This is a genomic window from Jeotgalibacillus terrae (assembly GCF_016908195.1).
Lineage (GTDB): Bacteria > Bacillota > Bacilli > Bacillales > Jeotgalibacillaceae > Jeotgalibacillus > Jeotgalibacillus terrae.
The window spans coordinates 1-19,173 of sequence record NZ_JAFBDK010000033.1 but is presented as its reverse complement, the minus strand read 5'-3'; the positions used below and the strand labels follow the sequence as shown (position 1 = coordinate 19,173).

The 19,173-nt window shown below is 44.2% G+C and carries 20 protein-coding genes; 13 read left to right on the top strand and 7 right to left on the bottom strand.

What is annotated here, in order from left to right; all coding sequences use genetic code 11:
- The first annotated feature begins 429 nt into the window (after positions 1–429).
- From JOD21_RS18695 to JOD21_RS18645, 11 genes are all read left to right on the top strand, one after another.
- Positions 430–1,266, top strand: coding sequence for an energy-coupling factor ABC transporter ATP-binding protein (locus tag JOD21_RS18695; protein ID WP_204731008.1), 837 nt, complete (start codon positions 430–432; stop codon positions 1,264–1,266).
- Positions 1,242–2,102, top strand: a complete 861-nt coding sequence (locus tag JOD21_RS18690; RefSeq protein WP_204731007.1) for an energy-coupling factor ABC transporter ATP-binding protein — start codon at positions 1,242–1,244, stop codon at positions 2,100–2,102. The genes JOD21_RS18695 and JOD21_RS18690 overlap by 25 nt, the downstream gene beginning before the upstream one ends.
- Entirely contained in the window at positions 2,099–2,902 is an 804-nt protein-coding gene (locus JOD21_RS18685; protein ID WP_204731006.1) for an energy-coupling factor transporter transmembrane component T family protein, read from the top strand. Before JOD21_RS18690 ends, JOD21_RS18685 begins: the two co-directional genes overlap by 4 nt.
- Before the next feature lie 12 nt (positions 2,903–2,914).
- Positions 2,915–3,652 (top strand): tRNA pseudouridine(38-40) synthase TruA, encoded by a 738-nt coding sequence (truA, locus tag JOD21_RS18680; protein ID WP_204731005.1) that lies wholly within the window; start codon positions 2,915–2,917, stop codon positions 3,650–3,652.
- 276 nt (positions 3,653–3,928) lie between these two features.
- Positions 3,929–4,366 carry a 50S ribosomal protein L13 gene (gene rplM, locus JOD21_RS18675; protein ID WP_041120856.1) on the top strand — a complete coding sequence of 146 codons (438 nt, stop codon included), beginning with the start codon at positions 3,929–3,931 and terminating at the stop codon, positions 4,364–4,366.
- A 25-nt stretch (positions 4,367–4,391) separates the two neighbouring features.
- Positions 4,392–4,784 (top strand): 30S ribosomal protein S9, encoded by a 393-nt coding sequence (gene rpsI, locus JOD21_RS18670; RefSeq protein ID WP_204731004.1) that lies wholly within the window; start codon positions 4,392–4,394, stop codon positions 4,782–4,784.
- Positions 4,785–5,091: 307 nt separating this feature from the next.
- Positions 5,092–5,790 (top strand): N-acetylmuramoyl-L-alanine amidase CwlD, encoded by a 699-nt coding sequence (gene cwlD / locus JOD21_RS18665; RefSeq protein WP_204731003.1) that lies wholly within the window; start codon positions 5,092–5,094, stop codon positions 5,788–5,790.
- A gap of 65 nt (positions 5,791–5,855) precedes the next feature.
- Positions 5,856–6,914 (top strand): Mrp/NBP35 family ATP-binding protein, encoded by a 1,059-nt coding sequence (locus JOD21_RS18660; protein WP_204731002.1) that lies wholly within the window; start codon positions 5,856–5,858, stop codon positions 6,912–6,914.
- Positions 6,915–7,368: 454 nt separating this feature from the next.
- A complete protein-coding gene (locus tag JOD21_RS19395) occupies positions 7,369–8,778 on the top strand; it encodes a VWA domain-containing protein (RefSeq protein ID WP_204731001.1) in 1,410 nt (469 codons plus the stop codon).
- A 33-nt stretch (positions 8,779–8,811) separates the two neighbouring features.
- Positions 8,812–9,003 carry a hypothetical protein gene (locus tag JOD21_RS18650; protein ID WP_204731000.1) on the top strand — a complete coding sequence of 64 codons (192 nt, stop codon included), beginning with the start codon at positions 8,812–8,814 and terminating at the stop codon, positions 9,001–9,003.
- Between the two features lie 57 nt (positions 9,004–9,060).
- Positions 9,061–9,846: a hypothetical protein gene (locus tag JOD21_RS18645; RefSeq protein WP_204730999.1), complete on the top strand. Its 786-nt coding sequence runs from the start codon at positions 9,061–9,063 to the stop codon at positions 9,844–9,846.
- A gap of 104 nt (positions 9,847–9,950) precedes the next feature.
- Here JOD21_RS18645 and gerD read toward each other — a convergent pair whose 3' ends face one another.
- Positions 9,951–10,595, bottom strand: a complete 645-nt coding sequence (gene gerD / locus JOD21_RS18640; protein WP_204730998.1) for a spore germination lipoprotein GerD — start codon at positions 10,593–10,595, stop codon at positions 9,951–9,953.
- Between the two features lie 148 nt (positions 10,596–10,743).
- On the opposite strand from gerD, the gene JOD21_RS18635 reads away from it, so the two are divergent.
- Both JOD21_RS18635 and JOD21_RS18630 read left to right on the top strand, forming a co-directional pair.
- Positions 10,744–11,409: a KinB-signaling pathway activation protein gene (locus JOD21_RS18635; protein ID WP_204730997.1), complete on the top strand. Its 666-nt coding sequence runs from the start codon at positions 10,744–10,746 to the stop codon at positions 11,407–11,409.
- A gap of 186 nt (positions 11,410–11,595) precedes the next feature.
- Positions 11,596–12,378 (top strand): hypothetical protein, encoded by a 783-nt coding sequence (locus JOD21_RS18630; RefSeq protein ID WP_204730996.1) that lies wholly within the window; start codon positions 11,596–11,598, stop codon positions 12,376–12,378.
- A 96-nt stretch (positions 12,379–12,474) separates the two neighbouring features.
- Here the strand turns inward: JOD21_RS18630 and JOD21_RS18625 are convergent, their stop codons facing one another.
- The 6 genes from JOD21_RS18625 to JOD21_RS18600 all read right to left on the bottom strand — a co-directional run bounded on the left by JOD21_RS18625 (position 12,475) and on the right by JOD21_RS18600 (position 18,789).
- Positions 12,475–13,149, bottom strand: a complete 675-nt coding sequence (locus JOD21_RS18625) for a class F sortase (protein ID WP_204730995.1) — start codon at positions 13,147–13,149, stop codon at positions 12,475–12,477.
- Between the two features lie 64 nt (positions 13,150–13,213).
- Positions 13,214–14,584, bottom strand: coding sequence for a copper amine oxidase (locus JOD21_RS18620; protein WP_204730994.1), 1,371 nt, complete (start codon positions 14,582–14,584; stop codon positions 13,214–13,216).
- A gap of 450 nt (positions 14,585–15,034) precedes the next feature.
- Positions 15,035–16,390 carry a copper amine oxidase gene (locus JOD21_RS18615; protein ID WP_204730993.1) on the bottom strand — a complete coding sequence of 452 codons (1,356 nt, stop codon included), beginning with the start codon at positions 16,388–16,390 and terminating at the stop codon, positions 15,035–15,037.
- Between the two features lie 252 nt (positions 16,391–16,642).
- Complete coding sequence (locus JOD21_RS18610; protein ID WP_204730992.1) at positions 16,643–17,362, bottom strand: anti-sigma factor; 720 nt, start codon at positions 17,360–17,362, stop codon at positions 16,643–16,645.
- Positions 17,359–17,925, bottom strand: coding sequence for an RNA polymerase sigma factor (locus JOD21_RS18605; RefSeq protein ID WP_204730991.1), 567 nt, complete (start codon positions 17,923–17,925; stop codon positions 17,359–17,361). The genes JOD21_RS18610 and JOD21_RS18605 overlap by 4 nt, the downstream gene beginning before the upstream one ends.
- A gap of 147 nt (positions 17,926–18,072) precedes the next feature.
- Positions 18,073–18,789 carry a polysaccharide deacetylase family protein gene (locus JOD21_RS18600; RefSeq protein ID WP_204730990.1) on the bottom strand — a complete coding sequence of 239 codons (717 nt, stop codon included), beginning with the start codon at positions 18,787–18,789 and terminating at the stop codon, positions 18,073–18,075.
- Between the last annotated feature and the right edge of the window lie 384 nt (positions 18,790–19,173).

The following is a 19,173-nucleotide window of genomic DNA, read 5'->3' as shown; positions in this document are numbered from 1 at the left end:
AGCTCTGATTGGGTTTGATGGTTTCTTACTTTCTTATACCCAGTTAACCTACGAATGTACGAATAAGGAGCTAGTTTTGTTCATGATAACTCGGCACATTGCGCCTGCGGGGTCTCAGCTGTCACGCTTATCCTGCTGGAGTCACCGCCTTCCGCTGCGATCAATTCTCTGAATACGAATTAAACTAATTTATATAACAGTTACCTATTTAGAAAGTAAATCTTAGCTGATGATTGGAGTGCAGGGCGGAGACTCCTGCGGAAAAACGGGCGGGAAAGACCCCGGAAGGCAGTGATCTTCTGCCTGAGGAGGCTTGAGCGTTCGTCCGCGGAAAGCGAAGCCCTGCACGGAAATCATCAGCGGTTCTTAAAAGAAAAGCTTTTTAATGATCCAGCAGAGCAGAGACCAGAAGAAAGGAGTTCCGGATCCATGAGCAATATGATTTCACTTGAGAACATTACATTTAAATATCCCGGAACAGAGAAAGAAGTATTAAAGAATATATCAATCTCCATAAAAGAAGGCGAATGGACAGCAATCGTCGGCCACAACGGATCCGGCAAATCCACACTCGCCAAACTGATGAACGGTCTGTATTTTCCCGAACAGGGGACTGTCACAATCGCAGGAATTCAATTAAATGAGGACACAGTCTGGGATACGCGCCGTCATATCGGCATGGTCTTTCAGAATCCGGATAACCAGTTTGTCGGTACAACGGTTCAGGATGACGTTGCATTCGGCCTTGAAAACCACGGGGTCCCGCAGGATATTATGGTAGAACGCGTACAAACCGCACTGAAGCAGGTAAAGATGGATGACTTTCTGAACCAGGAGCCCCATCACCTTTCAGGCGGTCAGAAGCAGCGTGTAGCCATGGCAAGCGTGCTTGCGCTCAGACCGGATATTATCATTCTTGATGAAGCAACCTCTATGTTAGATCCTGCTGGTCGTGCGGAAGTCATTGAACTTGTCCGGGAGCTTAAGAGAGAAGAAGATATGACCGTGCTCTCTATTACACATGACCTTGAAGAAGCTGCAAAAGCTGATCGGATCATTGTGATGAATCAGGGCGAAGTCTACAGAGAAGGAACGCCTGAAGATATTTTTGCAATGGGGCAGGAGCTTGTTGACCTTGGACTTGATCTGCCATTCCCATTAAAAATGGCGCATGTATTAACTGAAAAAGGCATTCCGCTTAAGCAGAATGCGTTGACAGAAGAAGAGTTGGTGAATGAATTATGGACATCGTTCTTGAGCAAGTAGAATACCGCTATGCGGCAAATTCTCCATTCGAGAAAAAGGCAGTGGAAGACGTCACCTTTAAAATCCCGGAAGGTCAGTGTACAGCCATTATCGGTCACACAGGGTCAGGAAAGTCTACGCTGCTATTACATTTAAATGCGTTGTTAAAACCTACTTCAGGTACTGTACAGATCGGGGAACGGACAGTTAAGGCAGGACGTAAGGAAAAGGATTTAAAGCCGATCCGTGAAAAAGTCGGGATCGTTTTTCAGTTCCCTGAGCAGCAGCTCTTTGAAGAAACAGTGATGAAAGATATCTGTTATGGACCGATGAACTTCGGTGTGTCAGAGGAAGAAGCGAAAAAGCGTGCAGCTTTCTGGTTAAAAGAAGTGGGTATGCCTGAAGAGGTACTCGGGAAGTCTCCGTTTGACCTGTCTGGCGGCCAGATGCGCAGAGTGGCTATTGCAGGTGTGCTTGCAATGGAGCCTGAAGTGCTCGTATTAGATGAGCCGACTGCAGGACTTGATCCGCGCGGGCGCCGCGAAATGATGGAGATGTTCTATCGTCTTCATAAAGAGCGCGGGATTACACTTGTCTTAGTTACACATAGCATGGAAGACGCTGCACGCTACGCTGACAAAGTCGTCGTGATGCACAAAGGCAGAAAAGTCCATGAAGCGCCACCGCGTGAACTGTTCAGTGATACAGCACGCTTAGCTGAATGGGGACTTGGCGTTCCTGAGGTTGTAAAGTTCCAGCGAATGCTTGAGGAAAAAACGGGTAAAGCTTTCCCGAAAGTCTGTCTGACGATGGATGAACTCGCTGACATGCTGAAGCTGGGAGGCGAATCGCTATGATGGAGAAAATGATTTTCGGACGCTATATTCCTGCAGACTCTATCGCCCACCGGATGGACCCGAGAGCCAAGCTGATATTCGTCTTTGCTTTTATCGCCATTATCTTTATTGCAAATGATGTCTGGGGCTACGTCATCGCAGCTGCATTCACTTATATCAGCGTGAAGATGTCAGGTCTGTCACTCAGATTTCTGATTAGCGGCCTGAAACCTGTGATGATTCTGATTGCTTTTACCTTCCTCCTGCAGCTGTTTTTCGCGCGTGAGGGAAATGTAGTGCTTGATCTTGGCTTTATTCAGATTTATGAAGAAGGGATCCGTCAGGCATTCTTCATTTCAATGAGATTTACACTACTTGTTTTTATGACGTCACTTTTGACACTGACAACAACACCAATCTCCATTACGGATGGTCTTGAAAGTCTGTTGAATCCACTGAAAAAAATCAAATTCCCGGCACATGAGCTTGCATTGATGATGTCGATCGCACTGCGTTTTATTCCAACGCTGATGGATGAGACAGATAAAATTATGAAAGCGCAGATGGCCCGTGGCTCAGATATGTCGAGCGGACCGCTGAAGGATCGGATCAAAGCGATTGTCCCGCTGATGATTCCGCTGTTTGTTAACGCGTTTAAAAGGGCAGAAGACCTTGCAACAGCTATGGAAGTACGCGGTTACCGCGGGGGTGAGGGCAGAACGAAGTATCGCCTGTTATTCTGGAAAGCGCGTGATACATTTGCGCTGCTGTCACTCGTACTGCTTGCTGCAGTCCTCGCAGCCTTCCGTTTTTGGATATAAGGAGAGAATTGTATGCGTATCAAATGTATCGTCTCGTATGACGGCTCACAATTTTATGGTTACCAGGTACAACCCGGCCAGCGGACTGTTCAGGGTGAGATTGAGCAGGCACTTTCAGAAGTCCACAAAGGGAATTTTGTTCGTATAACAGCAAGCGGCCGGACAGATGCAGGCGTTCATGCGATGGGACAGGTTTTTCATTTTGAGACAGACCTTCAGATCCCCGCAGCTAAATGGCCGGTCATCCTGAACCAGAAGATTGGCCGCGATATTGCTATATTAAGCGCTGAAGAAGCGCCTGAGACGTTTCATGCACGTTTTGATGTTAAGACGAAGGAATACCGTTATATCGTTGATAAAAGCACTGTAGCACTACCTTTCAGACGTCACTATGCCGTACACTATCCTTATCATTTAAATGTTGAGGCGATGCGTGAAGCAGCAGCCCATTTAGAAGGGGAACATGACTTCACAAGCTTCTCTTCTGCTAAAACAGAAGTCATCGATCGTGTCAGAAATATCGATTTTATTAAAATTGAAGAAATTGAACATGAACTGATTTTTCGAGTGAAAGGCAATGGCTTTTTATACAACATGGTCCGCATCATCGCAGGAACACTGCTTGAAGTCGGGACCGGCAAATACAAGCCGGAGGAAGTTGTGAAGATGCTTGAAGCGAAAGATCGCGGAGCTGCGGGAAAAACAGCTCCTGCGCATGGACTGTATTTGTGGGAAGTGAACTATCAATAAATCTTTGAATTTAATCGGCCTGATCATTGGAGCGAAAAGCGGAGTGCTGAGCGAAAAATATCGGTTGTTTATAAAATAAATAAAAAAAATCACTAAAACAACTAATCCGGGTGTAACATCCTCTTGACATCTAGTGTCAAACATTATAAGATAGCCTATGGTATGTATTTCACCCTCAAGTAAGAACCCGGACCTTACAATGAGTGAAGTGTTATAAATACAACAAAACTAATGAAGCGATTCATAACGATATAATCTTATTTAGGAGGTAAACTCATGCGTACAACATTTATGGCTAAAGGCCACGAAGTAGAACGCAAGTGGCTAATTGTAGACGCTGAGGGCCAGACTCTTGGACGTCTATCAAGCGAAGTAGCTGCGATTCTACGCGGTAAAAACAAACCGACATTCACACCTAACGTTGACACTGGTGATCACGTGATCATCATCAATGCTGATAAAATTCATCTTACAGGTAAGAAGCTGACTGACAAGATCTACTACCGTCACAGCATGCACCCAGGTGGACTTAAACAGCGTACAGCACTAGAAATGCGCACTAAGTACCCACGTCAAATGCTGGAGCTTGCAATTAAAGGTATGCTTCCAAAGAATTCTCTTGGACGTCAGATCTTCAAAAAGCTTCACGTATATGCAGGCGCTGAGCACCCGCACCAGGCTCAAAAACCAGAAGCGTACGAACTACGCGGTTAATTAAATTAAAGAGGAGGTAACTATCTTGGCACAAGTTCAATATATCGGCACAGGCCGTCGTAAGAGCTCTACTGCTCGTGTACGTCTAGTACCAGGTAACGGAACAATCGTTATCAACGGACGCGACGTTGAAAACTATATCCCATTCGCAACTCTACGCGAAGTAATCAAGCAGCCACTTAACATTACTGAAACGCTTGGAAGCTATGACATCCACGTAAATGTTAATGGTGGTGGTTACACTGGACAAGCTGGAGCAATCCGTCACGGAATCTCCCGCGCACTTCTTTCTGTAGATCCAGAATTCCGCGGCTCACTTAAGCGCGCAGGTCTTCTGACTCGTGATGCTCGTATGAAAGAGCGTAAGAAGCCAGGTCTTAAAGGCGCACGTCGTGCACCTCAGTTCTCAAAGCGTTAATTTTCTTTTTCGCTTACACAAACACAAACCCTCGGGCAGAAGCCTGGGGGTTTTTCTGTGTTTGGATTCAGCGTAAGCGGCAGCTGCGATTTGGCTGAAGGAAATGTTATAGGACGAAGTCTGCCTGAAGGAATAGATTCCTGCGTTGAAGGAATTAGTACATAAGTTGATGGAATTCACAGCATCACAACCCTTCGATGTCCACCCCCAGCCGCCAGCCCACCGCCCCAACAACAATCGCCCATCGAAGAAGTCTATATCTCCCAACCTCTGCATATACTCCTCTAGAAAATAAGGAGGACAGGACATGCTGAGGAAATCGATGATACTTGCAGTGGTTGTGCTGCTCATTGGCATGGCAGCTGGGGCACTGCTCTATGCTGTAGAGGAGTGGAGTCTGCCTTTAACAGGTGAAGTGATTGTACTGGACCCGGGACACGGGGGACTCGATGGCGGTGCATCTTATGAGACAATACTTGAGAAGAATCTGACGCTTTCGATCGCAAAGAAGCTGCAGGCATACCTTGAAGAACAAGGCGCAATTGTGATTCTATCAAGAGAGACTGATCGTGATCTGGCTGCTGAAGATACGAAAGGGTTCAGGGATCGTAAAAGAGAAGATCTGAAAAACAGGCTGGACCTGATTAATGATAAAGATAACGACTTATTTATCAGCATTCATCTTAATGCCATTCCTGAAACAAGGTGGAACGGTCCGCAGACTTTCTATACGACTTACAATGATCAGAATGAGCGGCTTGCCAGGTTCATTCAGCACGAACTGAACCGCCACATTCCCAACAGTAAAAGAAAGTCAAAGCCGATTGACGGGATCTATGTATTAAGTCATGCCGAGACACCTGGTGCGCTGGTTGAAGCGGGATTCCTCTCCAACCCTGAGGAGAGATATTGGCTTTTGCAGGACGATTACCAGCAGCAGATTGCAGCTGCCATTTACCTCGGAATTCTGAGACATTATTCCAAAGAAGATAAGCCTCCTGAGTAAGAATGATCGTTTCACCTATGTTATACTTGCATAGATGAAAACGAATTCAAAAGGAGTGTCTTGTTTTGGTAACTGAACAGCAGGTTAGAGAATTGCTCGGTTCGATGAATGATCCGATTTTACATACAACGCTTGCAGAAACAGAAGGAATTGTGGAAGTAAGCATTAAGGAAGAAAAAAATCACGTGAGCGTGAAGATTGCCCTTGCGAAAACGGGTACAGCTGAACAGATGCAGCTTCAAATGGCGGTTGTAGAAGCGCTGAAGGGAGCGGGCGCTGAGACAGTGGGAATCCGCTTTACAGAGCTTGAGCCGGAGAAACTTGAGAAGTTCCGCGGCCAGACAGGTGATGCAGTAGAAGACAACCTGCTCGCACCAGGCAACAAGGTACAGTTTATCGCAGTAGCCAGTGGTAAAGGCGGCGTAGGTAAATCAACAGTATCTGTGAACCTTGCAGTGGCACTTGCGCGTCAAGGTAAAAAGGTTGGACTGATTGATGCTGACATTTACGGCTTCAGTGTGCCGGATATGATGGGTATTAATAAGCGCCCGGTTGTACGCGGTGAGCGCATTATCCCGGTTGATCGTAAAGGTGTAAAAGTGATCTCAATGGCATTTTTCGTTGAAGATAACGCGCCTGTGATCTGGAGAGGGCCAATGCTTGGGAAGATGCTCAACAGCTTCTTTACGGAAGTGGAGTGGGGCGAGCTTGACTACCTGCTGTTGGACCTGCCACCTGGAACAGGCGATGTAGCGCTGGATGTTCACGCAATGCTGCCATCAAGTAAGGAAATTATCGTCACAACGCCTCACCCGACAGCTGCATTCGTTGCAGCGCGTGCCGGTGCAATGGCGCTTCAGACAGAGCACTCGATCCTTGGTGTAGTAGAGAACATGTCTTATTATGAGAGTAAGAAGACAGGTGAACGTGAGTATGTATTCGGTACAGGCGGTGGAGAAAAGCTTGCAGAAGAGCTCCGTACAGAGCTCTTGGGCAAATTACCGCTTCAGCAGCCTGACTGGGATGAAGACGACTTCGCACCGTCAGTATACGCAGAAGATCATAAGCTCGGTAAGATTTATGATCAGATTGCTGAAGAAGTGATTGATAAAACAACAGAATAAGCGATAGAGAGCGGCCTCATTTGATGGGGTCGTTTTTTATATGCCGTGAAAAAAATACATTCAAACTCAGATATATTGCCTTCAAACCTCTCTAAATCAAGGTTTTTTCCAGACCGTTCCATGGAAAAAGGTGCTATGGTCATACGATTTGTAAAGAATGTAATAATAGATTGGCTTCATGAGAGATAATCAATTCCAAGTAACTATGTGTGGAATGACTTGTATGGTTCATTCGACCCTGACATCTTTCAGACGACCTGGACTATCTTCTATCTCTGTAATCTTCAATTACCTCCACGATTTGACAGTTTTCTAAAAATCCATTAAAAACAGGTATAGCTATTTCAGCTTACTTTCTGGAAATAGAATAAGCGAAACGAATGTCACATTACTATTCGTTTATGTGATGCGAAGAGACTACTTTGAAAAAAGTTGAATGTCAGGAGGGGTATATGTGAAGAAGTTTATGATACTGCCTGCTTTATGTGTCAGTCTGTCACTTGCCGGCTGTCAGGATAATGAAGAGAAAGTACAGCAGGGAGCAGCAGTAGATGAGAAGACTGTGGGAGTTTCTGCAGAAGAAGAGGTTGAAGAAACTGAAGCAGCTGATAATACAGAAAAGGGTGATGTAATAGCTGCAATAGAGCAGAAAGATATACCCGAGCCGCCTTCAACCGCCGCGGAATTCATCAATCAGAATTCTGGTGCACTTGGAAACACGGAGCTGGGGCTCTCTGATGAAGAGCAGAAGGAACAATTTTTAGAAGCATTTGGAGATGTGCCTGCTCTTCCTGAGGACGCGACGGAAGAAGAGATGGACGCTTACTTTAACTATATTTATTCGCTTACTGCCTTTAGCCTGCCTGATCCGAAGCAGATTGCAGATCAGATGCAATTTGCTTTATCAGGGACGCCTGAAGCTGAAGAACGGTTTCAGTTCAAAGAGAATTACAATGTAGAAATCATTCTGGATGCGAGCGGGTCAATGGGCGCTTATGCCGGAGACCGCACCAGGATGGAACAGGCAAAAGAGGAGATCAACAGCTTCTTATCAACCGTTCCTGAAGAAGCCAATGTCTCACTGCGTGTCTACGGGCATGAAGGCACAGGAGATGAAGCGGATAAAGCACAGTCATGCGCTGCCATTGAAGAGGTTTATGAGAGAGGCCCTTATGAAGAGGCCGCTTTTGGCGAAGCGCTTGACAGATTCGAGCCTGCAGGCTGGACGCCGGTCGCTGGTGCACTTGAATCTGCAGCCGAAAGCTTTAAGGAGCTGGACGGTGAAGAAAATACAAATCTGATTTATCTTGTGAGTGACGGAATTGAAACGTGTGATGGAGACCCTGTTGAGGCGGCAAAATCTTTTGCTGACAGTAATGTGTCACCGATTATCAACGTTATTGGGTTTAATGCGGATTCAGAAACCCAGGCACAGCTGAAGGAAGTGGCAGAATCAGCAGACGGCATGTTTACAAATGTCAGTAATGCAGATCAGCTTGCTGAGGAATTCAAGCGCTCAGAAGATATTCTGCTTAAATGGAAGAACTGGAAGCTGGACGCATCGTTTGATTTATTAGGACAGTCCAATGATTTGTCTTTTGCGATTATCGACTTTTCAAATAAATGGTCAGCAAATGTTCTGGGACAGAAACTTTCACTCTACAACGCAAATGTTATTCTGCGCGAAGAAGGTAAATTAACGCTTGATCAACAGAAGGTATTTGAAGATAAAGCGGATGAAGTAGATGACAGAGGTGATGAGGTGCGGGAAGAGCTGAGAGCTGAACTTGAGGCGTCGCTTGACGAAGGTGTGGCTGAAATGGAAAAGCAAATTGAAGAACTGTATCCGGAAGATGCTGAATAGATCAGTACATTATGACAATGAGGAGAGATGAAAATGAAAAAGTATAAGAGATGGAAACGTTTTTACATGATACTAATGATTATGTTTGGGATTTTAATTCCTGTTGAATTGATGCTCTGGTTAGCAGGTTCTGAAAGCTTTCCGTTAGCGTCAATTGGGATTGGTGCGACACTCTATGCTTATCGTAAGCATCACCTCCAACAGATGGAGAGTCAGATGACCTGAAGTTGACGGCAAAAAGCACCCTTTCATTTTAATCCGGAAGTTCAGAGGTGAGTCAGTGTGATCGTAGAAAAAGAAATAAAAATAGTAGAGAATAAAGCTAAAAAATATAAAAAGCTGTTTGAAAAAATGGCAGTTAACGAAAATCCGGTTGAAGTAAACAGCAAACGCTATTATCAGGTTGTCTTTAGCGACCGCAAAGGAGACACAACCGGACTTGCAATACTGTCACCAGAACAGGAAGATGCTGAAGAAGCAAGTGAAGCCTACCCGCTTCTGGCTAATTATAATGGCTTATTAGTCAACATCTATGAAGAGAGTGTAGAGCTTACAAAAGTGCCGGATTATTATTACACACAGCCACTAGAAAAAATGGGAAATAATCCTGAACCTGAATTGGAAAAAGCGAAAGAAAAGATCGAGCGCTTATATGAGTTTCATCAGAATGACAAAATGTACTTTAAAGATTTCACACGGCATATTGCGAATGCTACTGTCATCTCACAACGCGATATAGATGTGATCAGTAAAGCGGCAGCTTCCATTGACTTAACACACCTTTACCGGCTTCACATTATGTCCCGGGATGTGCAGGTCTTTAAGGATTGGAAAGACCAGATGATTGAGAATGGACTGTGGGAACAGCTGCTCAATCAGGTTCGTGATTTTTATAACGAAATCATCAATAGTGCTGCAGAAATGGGAGAAATCGCAGTGTCATGGGAGCTGTCATCTGCTGATGCGTGGGATGTACAGTTAGAGGAATTCATGGAGAAGCAGTCCAAAAACCATAATCAGACTGCAGAACGGTTACGAAAAGAGCTTCTTCGCTGGCCGAATCCGTGATGGAAAGCACCCTGTCATAATGGCGGGGTGCTTTTCTGCTTATAGGAGTTGTTGTGACAAAACCGGGTATTTCTTCAAGATTCCACGAACACCCGCCAACTACATCACTGTCCCATCCCGCCGCCGCTTTCACTCTCACTGCCGGTACTGCTTCCACCGCCGCCATTGCCACCGCTCTCGCCGCCACCTTCACCACCGCCGGATGCCCCCTGTTGAGCTCCTTCTTGACCCAATTCTTTTGCAGCTTCAAGCAGCAGATCCTGCATTTCTTTTTTCACGAGCGGACTTTCCATCATTTCAAGCATCAGCTTTTTCGTTTCTTCCTTGTAAGCCTGGCTGTTTAAGACAGACATCGTCTGCTCATGCATGGCAGGGTCCTGCATAATGGTTAGAATCATGCTTTGATAGTCAGGGTCCTTCATCAGGTCCTTTAACAGCTGTTCGTGCTCTGTTTTCATACTTTTTGCGAGCGTTTCTGCAAACTCAGGATCAGCAAATGTTTTCTTCCAGAAATCCTGTCCTTCTTTAGACAGCAAGGTAGTTTGAATCGACTCTTTTACAATGGGCTGATCAATCACAAGTTCCTTTTTGATCTCCTCATCTGCAAGCAGCTCTTTCACTGCTTTTTTGCCGTCATCCGTTTTTAACAGGTCCGTCACCATCTGTTTTGTTTCCTCGTAGCTCGTCTTTTCTTCTGCACAGCCTGTCAAAAGCAGGACAGCTGCTGAGCTGATAAGCAGTCTCTTCATTATCTCGACACCTCCCATACAAGCATTTTTTATAGCTTTTACTTTACATCGCGAAATATACACGTTCACATAGCAGTCATGGATTTTTCACATAACGACTGGTACAATCGAATGAGAATGTGTATTTACAGATGTGGAGGATATAGACGTGACCATACGAAATTGGATCCGTTTCTTTATGATGACACTGCTTGTTGGCGGAGTCACCACAGGAATCGTAGGCATAACAGTCCGCTGGGAAGAGTTATCGACTCAATTTGCGGGTGAAAATAGTATAGAGATTATTTCTGTCATGGTTTGGATGATTGGGGTAGGCATAACATTCAGCGTATTAAGTCAGATGGGGTATTTTGCATACCTGACCATTCACCAGTTTGGACTGAGCATCTTCCGCTCATTAAAGCTGTGGAGCTGGGTGCAGATGGTTCTCGTGGCATTTGTCTTATTTGATCTGGTGTACTTCCGTTTTGAAGCTTTCGCTGATGACGGGGATTCATTGCTTCCTTACTTTTCACTGGCTGCTTTTCTTTTAGTAGTTGGTGTCATTGTTTCACTTTTAAAAGCGAAGCAGGCGAAAAATAAGATGATTTTTCCTTCAACCTTATTCTTTATGGTTGTTGTCACAACGCTCGAATGGCTGCCGGTTCTCAGAAGTAATGAGGACTACTGGCTGATCACCATCATGTTCACGCTAATTGCAACAAATGCTTATCAGATGCTTGCGCTGCCGAAATATAATGCACGCTCTGTAAAAGACCGTGAAGCACGACTGGCAAGAAAAGCTGCACGTGAAAAAGAAGTAAATGCGAAATAAGGCACTCCAATTGGGGTGCTTTTTTATTTTAATTGTCGAACAGTCTGAAACAATTGTATAGCTGATTCGTAAAAGATAACAAACAGGTTTTTTATTTAGAGGATGGGTACTGTAAAAAGGTATCGATATCGTTAAAAAGATAAGAAGTGATCTTGTGAAAATTCTACTGTTATGGCGGTGATTCCATTGAAAAAAGAAATACTGAACGTACAGGAAAAGGCAAAAAAATATAAAAAGCTTTTTGAGGTTGTGTCAGTGAATCCTTATGCGTATGAATTGAATAGAAATTTGTACTTTCAGGTCATTTATAAAAACCGTAAAGGCAAGGTGACGGGTGGTGCAACGATCACTGCTGCTCATGATCAGGAATCAGAAGCGAAGATTGCACACAGGCCATTGACGCTGTACTGTGCGAACGTTGCTGGTATTTATAAAGGCGGGAAAGACAGAGCGGAGATGTCCCCGGATTATTTGAGTCCGCTCATCGAGTCTGTGTCAGAGATAGAAGACCCGGCTATTCAAAAAGGAGTTGAAAAACTTAGGGAACTGCAGGAGTGGCACAGACGTCATAACCATGAATACAAAGAAGCAAGGGAGAATTTTTCCGGAGAGGGCGTAAAAATCGTAACTGATCAGGATTTATCTTTTATTGTAAATAAGATGGCGCACCTTGAAGTGATCCATGATGAAATGCTTAAAATTATGACTGAATATATCCCGATCTTTGAAGCATTTAGAAACGCTTTAAAAAAACTAGAAATCTGGAATCAACTTTCTATGGAGGCTCAGGGCTTTATTTATCAACTGATTAAGGATCGAAAACAGTCAGAAGAAAACAGAGCAGCCTCACCCAGGATAGAAGGGGATACGTACGAGGAGCGGGTAGCATATGTACAGAAGCGAATTGGCCAGGAAGAAGAGCAAAAGCTCAGAAGCCACGGCGAAGTACTGCGCTGGCCAAACATGTAAAGACTGATCAAAATAGAAGGTGCGATCACGTGAAATGTGGTTGCACTTTATTATATAAGTAGACAGAGAAACGCATTACATGAAAAAAAGCCCTCATCAGGCTTCTTTCAATTCCGTATAAACCACCAGACGCTGATTATAATTATTTGAATCGCGATCATAATCACCAGTACAAGTAATCAGATTTAAAGAACGGTCTGTTGTAAATCCAAAAATCTCCTCAATCGGAGCAGCATCCCACGGATATTCAACCATCTCTGTCACAACAAATGTCAGAGACTGTCCTTCAGCATCTTTTACAATCACTTCATCTCCAATAGATAGATACTGTAGATCGTAAAAAACAGCTGCGCCTTCATAGCTGTCGACATGTCCGCCGATTACTGCATTTCCCTGACTGCCCGGCTTATAGCCTTTTTCATACCAGCCTGTCGTCTCGAAACTGTCTGTTACAGCCATTGCACCAGTTTCAGTCAGTCCGACTTTTTCGACAGGAGCTGATAGTCCAATTGATGGGATCTCCAAATGCTCAGGGATCAAGCTTTTCGGGGGATTCCAGGAAACTTCCTGTTCCTGATCACTCTTGAATAAATCTTTCACTTCAGCCGGTTTTTCGTCAGTCTGGTCTGATACAGCCTTTTCGGACGCAACATTTGTTTCACTTGCCTCAGCGGATTGATCCGGGTTCGCGTACTGATCCAGGTAAGTTTCTATACTGCATGCAGAAAGCAGCAGTGTCAGACTGATGATGAACATGAATTTTTTGATCATAGCTCTCACTCCTGATGAAAAAGGACAGGCTTCTCAGCACTGCCCTTATGTTGAAAAATCGTTATTACTGCTTATCAGTTCCATATTTTCTGATTGCAATCGCTGACCCGCCAAGCATAACGAACAGCAGTGCCATCAGATATCCAACAGGGAATCCGTTTTCTTCAGCGTCAGCCATTCCGCCCATACCAGTACTTGGCATACCAGGCATGTCTCCACCGAACTGATCCGGGAACTGGTCAACAATTGCTGCTGACAGTCCTGCAGCCGGCATTGTCATATGTGCCCATGCTTCACGAATCGAGTTATATGCTGTTTCATAATCACCAGCTACATAAGAATCAAACGCTGTCAGAAGCTGATTCACGTGTTCTGTCAAACCTGCTTCAAGGTCAGCAGCAGGGATACGTCCTTCTGTTGCTGTATCAAGGAAGGCAGCCTGCTCAACAATGTAACCATCAAGCTCTGCTTTTGCAGCTTCCTGACCTTCAGTATCGCCTTCACCGGTTGCTACAACATAATCGACGAAGTAGCCGATATGAGAGTTCCAGATCTCAGCAAATTGAGCACCTGCATCTTCACCGTAGACAGATGCAACAGCAGCAGACAGGTCATCTGCGTTAGCACTTAATGCTGCAGCGGCCTGATCAAAGCTCTCAGCGCCATCAGCCCCGTCCTGCATGGCCATAGCTGCAAGTCCTGCGTGTTCAGTAAATACATAGTTTAATTGTGAACGAAGATCAATTGCCGGTGTATCCGGGTTTGTATTTTCAAACTGCTCAGGGAACTGGTCAGCAATCGCAACTGCTAACTGCTCAGCAAATCCGCTCATATGCATAATCGCTTCACGTTCATGTGTGTATGCTGTTTCAAAATCTCCTTCTGCATAAGCATCAAAAGCCATTAACAGCATATCGATGTGCATCTGAAGGCCTTCTTCAAGTGCTGCAGCAGGGAGGCGGTCTTCTGTTGCAGTTGCAAAGAATGCAGCCTGCTCCATCTTGTATTCTTCAAGAGCTGCAAGTGCCTGATCGATTCCTTCCTGATTTCCTTCAGCTGTAGCAGTCACATAATCTACGAAGTAACCAATGTGAGAGTTCCAGATTTCAAGGAAAGCAGCACCGTTTTCTTCACCGTACACTGATGACACAGCTGCAGCAATATCATCTGAATTTGCCATTAACGCTGCAGAAGCCTGATCAAAATCTTCAGCACCGTCAACGCCTTTTCGCATCGCCTCAATTGCCAGGAATGCGTGTTCAGTTAATGCAGTATCGAGTGTAATGCGAAGTTCAGCGGCTGGTGTGGCAGTACCCATTTCCATACCTGATTCTGTATTACCAGAATGATCTCCGTGATCTTCTGCTAAGGCTGCGGTAGGCATAAGTAACATTAAGCTCATAGGGACCACTAACATACTTTTCTTCAACTTCATGTGTAAAATCTCTCCTTTTTCCGGTTTAATTTCCAGCGTGAAAATTAAACATTCTCATTCACAAATGTGATGGCAGGTTATGTCAAAGAAGTGTGTCTGACTTCTTTGCGATTACACAGCCGGGAGAGACTCGTCATGAGTTGAGAAGCCGTCCGTATGTACAGAAGCAAAGAAAGATGATTAACCGCATGTTGATATAAAAATATTCAGATTTTTTCGCTGGTTATTTATTTGGATTCCCTAAAGGTTTGAATCTAAACATTTTTTATGAATAGTAATGTGCTATTAAAAGATGTAAATAAAATAAATCTTTTTACCTAAACAATAAGTATATTAACTTGTTTAAACAAGTATTGGGGTAAAAATGATCTATATAAATGTTTTAAATACAATAGTATTTTTCTAAATAAAAAAGAGCGGGCCATTCAGGCGCCGCTCCACTTATCAATATTATTCTTTTGTATCAGCTGCAAATTTTCTGTAAGCCAATGCAGACCCACCTGCAACCACAAATAGTAATGCCAGCAGATATTCAATCGGGAATCCGTTATCAGCAGCACCGCCCATACCGGTGTTTGGCATTTGTTCCGGCATGTCACTTGCGAATTTATCCGGGAACTGATCAACGATTGCGCCTGAAAGTCCTGTTGCGGGGTTCAGCATATGCTCATATGCTGAACGGATATCCATGAATGAACCTTCATAGTCACCGGCAGCATAACTGTCAAATGCACCAACAAGCTGATCAACGTGCATTTGTAAGCCTTCTGCTAACTGGTCTGCATTCAAACGTTCTTCCGTAGCAGTTTCAAGGAAGTTTGAGAAGTCAGCACGGTAATTATCGAGATTCGCCAGTGCTTCTTCTTTCGCTGCTTCATCTTCCTCAGCAGTCGCTGTTACATAATCAACGAAGAATCCGATGTGGTTACTCCACATTTCATTGAACATCTGACCGCCTTCTTCACCATAGACAGAAGTAATCGCTGCTGTCAGGTCTTCAGTGTTTGCATTCAGCTGTGCAACGGATGCCTCAAAGTCTTCAGATCCATCAATCCCATTTTGCATCGCCATTGTTGCAAGTGCAGCATGTTCTGTCAGCAGATGGCTTAGTGATGCGCGAAGGTCAGCGGCAGGAGTCACAGCCATTGTGTTATCAAAGTTTTCCGGGAACTGATCAGTAATCGCACCTGAAAGACCTTTTGCTACCATGTGCATATGTCCAATTGCTTCGCGTTCATACATATATGCCTGATCATAATCACCAGCAACGTAGCTGTCAAAAGCACCAATTAATTGATTAACGTGTGCCTGCAATCCTTCAGCCAGGTTATCTGCCTGTAAGCGCTCGCCAGTTGCGCCTTCAAGGAATTGAGAAAAATCTGCGCGGTAGTTATCAAGGTTTGCCAGCGCTTCGTCCTTCGCTGCCTGATCACCTTCACCAGTTGCAACTACATAATCTACAAAGAATCCAATATGGTTACTCCACATTTCATTGAACTGAGCGCCAGCTTCTTCACCGTAGACAGATGCAATGGCACCAGTCAGATCTTCAGTGTTTGCATTCAACGCATTAACTGCTGCATCAAAATCTTCCGTGCCATCAGCTCCGCGTCGCATCGCTTCAATTGCTAAAAATGCATGTTCGCTTAAATAATGACCAAGTGTTGTTCTAAGGTCTGATGCGGGTGTCTCAACAGAAGGAGAATCCCCACCATGATTGCCGTGATCATCTGCGAGTGCACTTCCTGCCGGTGCAAGTAACAATAGACTAAGTGGTGCTGCTAAATGACTTCTTTTCAATTTCATGATTAAATCTCTCCTTTTTGTTTTGTAAGTTGGTTTCAAACAGCTAACGAAGAGAGATCAGATTTGGATCACTTTTTTTAAAACTTTTTTAAAAATAAATATATATCCCTTTAAAAAGGTTGATCTAATAGGGTTTTTAAAAGAGAGAAATTTCTTGAAATGTTTAAGTGAGGGAGAGTGTACGTGGTCATTCAATCAGAAAAAAGCACCAGACAGCTGAATAGCCGTCCGGTGCTTCTATCTCATGAAAACTTATATTTCTGATGCTAAAACAATCTCACCCTGAGGCGTTTCACTGTTTGCATCCGGTTCAAGTGATACAGCTACTGTATCCCAGTCCCGTTCCGCATATTCTTCATTCAGTGTGAAGATAACAGAACCTCTTCCTTCATTATCAATGACAAAAGTTCCTGCGCGTTCCGGTTGACCATCCTGCAACAGCCAGACCTGATACACTTCTTCCTGGGATAAGGCAGCCAGGTTAGAAGCCTGTACCACGAGACGCTTTTCACTGCCCTGTTCAATAATGCTTGCGGTACCGCTTGCGTCACCCGCACTCGGTGCAAGCTCGGCATATTGCAGCACCTGATCAATCGTTGCCTGCTCAACAATATCTGCATCATCTGAAAGCTGAGTAAATAAATACGCATTTCCAAACAATGATACGGCAAGCAGTGCGGCAACAGATGGCATCATCCACTGCCTTTTCTTTTTGGCAGGGCGGAGGGGAGCGGTCTCAGCAGAATGAGGATGATCTTCAGCCTCAATCCGGGCAAAAACCCGATCTTCCAATCCTTCAGGCGGCTCAACCGGTTCGGCAGCAAAAGGGAGAGTGTCTTCAAGCGAGTGCAGATCTGCAAGTATTTCCTGACAGTCTGCGCATTCAGACAGATGCTTCTCGAAAGCGGCCTTTTCAATATCATGTAAGTGCTGATTGTAATAATCAAGTACGCGATCGCACTGCTGGCTCATTCCTCATGCCCTCCTTTCCCTTTAAGGCAAGTTTTCAGATGTTTCAGTGCAAGACGGATGCGTCCCTTAATCGTACCAAGAGGCGTATCCGTTTCTTTAGAAATCGCCTGCTGGGTATATCCATGAAAATAAAACAGCTGCACAATTTTCTGCTGTTCATCTTTCAACGCACTGATACATTCCTGAATAGCTGAACCTTTCTCTTTCCATTCCAAAATATCCGCCGGGGTTTCCTCAGTCACCCGCAGCGTGTCTTTCTCAATATACTCAACCGTCTCGTGGCGGTTTCGTTTTCGAAGTGCATCAAGGCAGGTATTCCGGGTCATGGTTAACAGCCATGAAGAAAACTTCCCCTTAGACTCATCGTAAGGTGCATGCTTCTTCCAAAGCTTAAGAAACACTTCCTGAATCGCCTCTTCAGCAACTTCCTGATCCTGCGTCATTTTATAAGAAAAAGAATAAATAAGCTTTTCATATTTCTGATACAGCTGACGCAAAGCCTGAGCATCCTGCTCGTGCACAACCTTCTGATACAAATCAATATCCGGTACTTGCTGCGACATAGCATACTCCTTTAATATGACGTTTGTACGTTAAGCGTACTAGACTAACGCCATTAAAACAATTCTCTGCACAGCTAACGAAAAAGAAGTTTATTTGGATCACTTTTTCGTTTAAAAAAGTTTAATACCGGGTAAAAAATTAGTTTATTATTCTATAAGCTTAATTTTACTATCTGAAGAAGCAAGCAGTTCTAGTATAGAAACATACGTCACTTCAGATGAAGCTGACATGGCCTGCTCCCAATTCGCCCATCTCGTTTTCATTGTCTCCGGGTTGTTTACTACATCCAGTGCGATTACAGCACCATCAACTTTCTGATTGCCTCCTGCAAGCATGGCATCATCTATTAGAAAATCCACCACCAGCAATTCCTGTTTCCTCAGTCTTTTCACAACCTCCGGAGCAGGAAGATCATCCTTTGTCCTGTAATAACGGGGATTCAATTCATGTTCCTTAAAAAAAGACAGTAACGTGGAAATGTGATTATCTATTTCTTTTTCGGTCATCTTTTCATAACGGGACGGATGGAGATCGTAAATGCCGACATCTACATTTGCCTCCGCTATCATCTCTGTAAGATCAGGGTGGCGATCCACCCAGGCGGGATCAAGAAAGAAAGTCGCCTTATCAATATTCTTTTCTTCGAGTGTCTCGAGCAGCCACCTGACAGACTCATCACCAATCGTGATATTAAAAGTCAGTGCACTGCCGCTCTCACCTTTATAAATGATACCCGGAGAGGGCCAGACGCCACTCACCTCCATTACACGTGAAGTTCCGGGCAGTAAGATAAATAAACAAACTGAAATGAATATGATCACTGCAGAATAAAAGCGAACAACGATACTTCTCAGGTCAACCACCTCCCAAAAGCCTTGTAAAATCATATGCAAGAGAGAGGAAGAATAGAAGTAATCACTTAATCTATCTGTAGAAGAAAAGAAAAAGAGATTTATTTTAGAAAAAGCATTGACCAACTGGCGAAACGATGATAAATTAATAAGCGTCGCTTTTGAGACGCGAAACAAAATTTCATCAAAAACTTTTTCAAAAAAGTGTTTGACAAAATATTTTGAAAGATGTTATGATAAATTGGTCGCTTGAGAGAGCAACACCGCGTTTCTTCTATAATATAGAAGAAAGTGGCAAGAGAGAATTGAACCTTGAAAACTAAACAACCAAACGTCAACGTTTTAAGATTTTAAGTCTTTTTCGAACAAAAAAGACAATGAGCTTTTCAAACACTT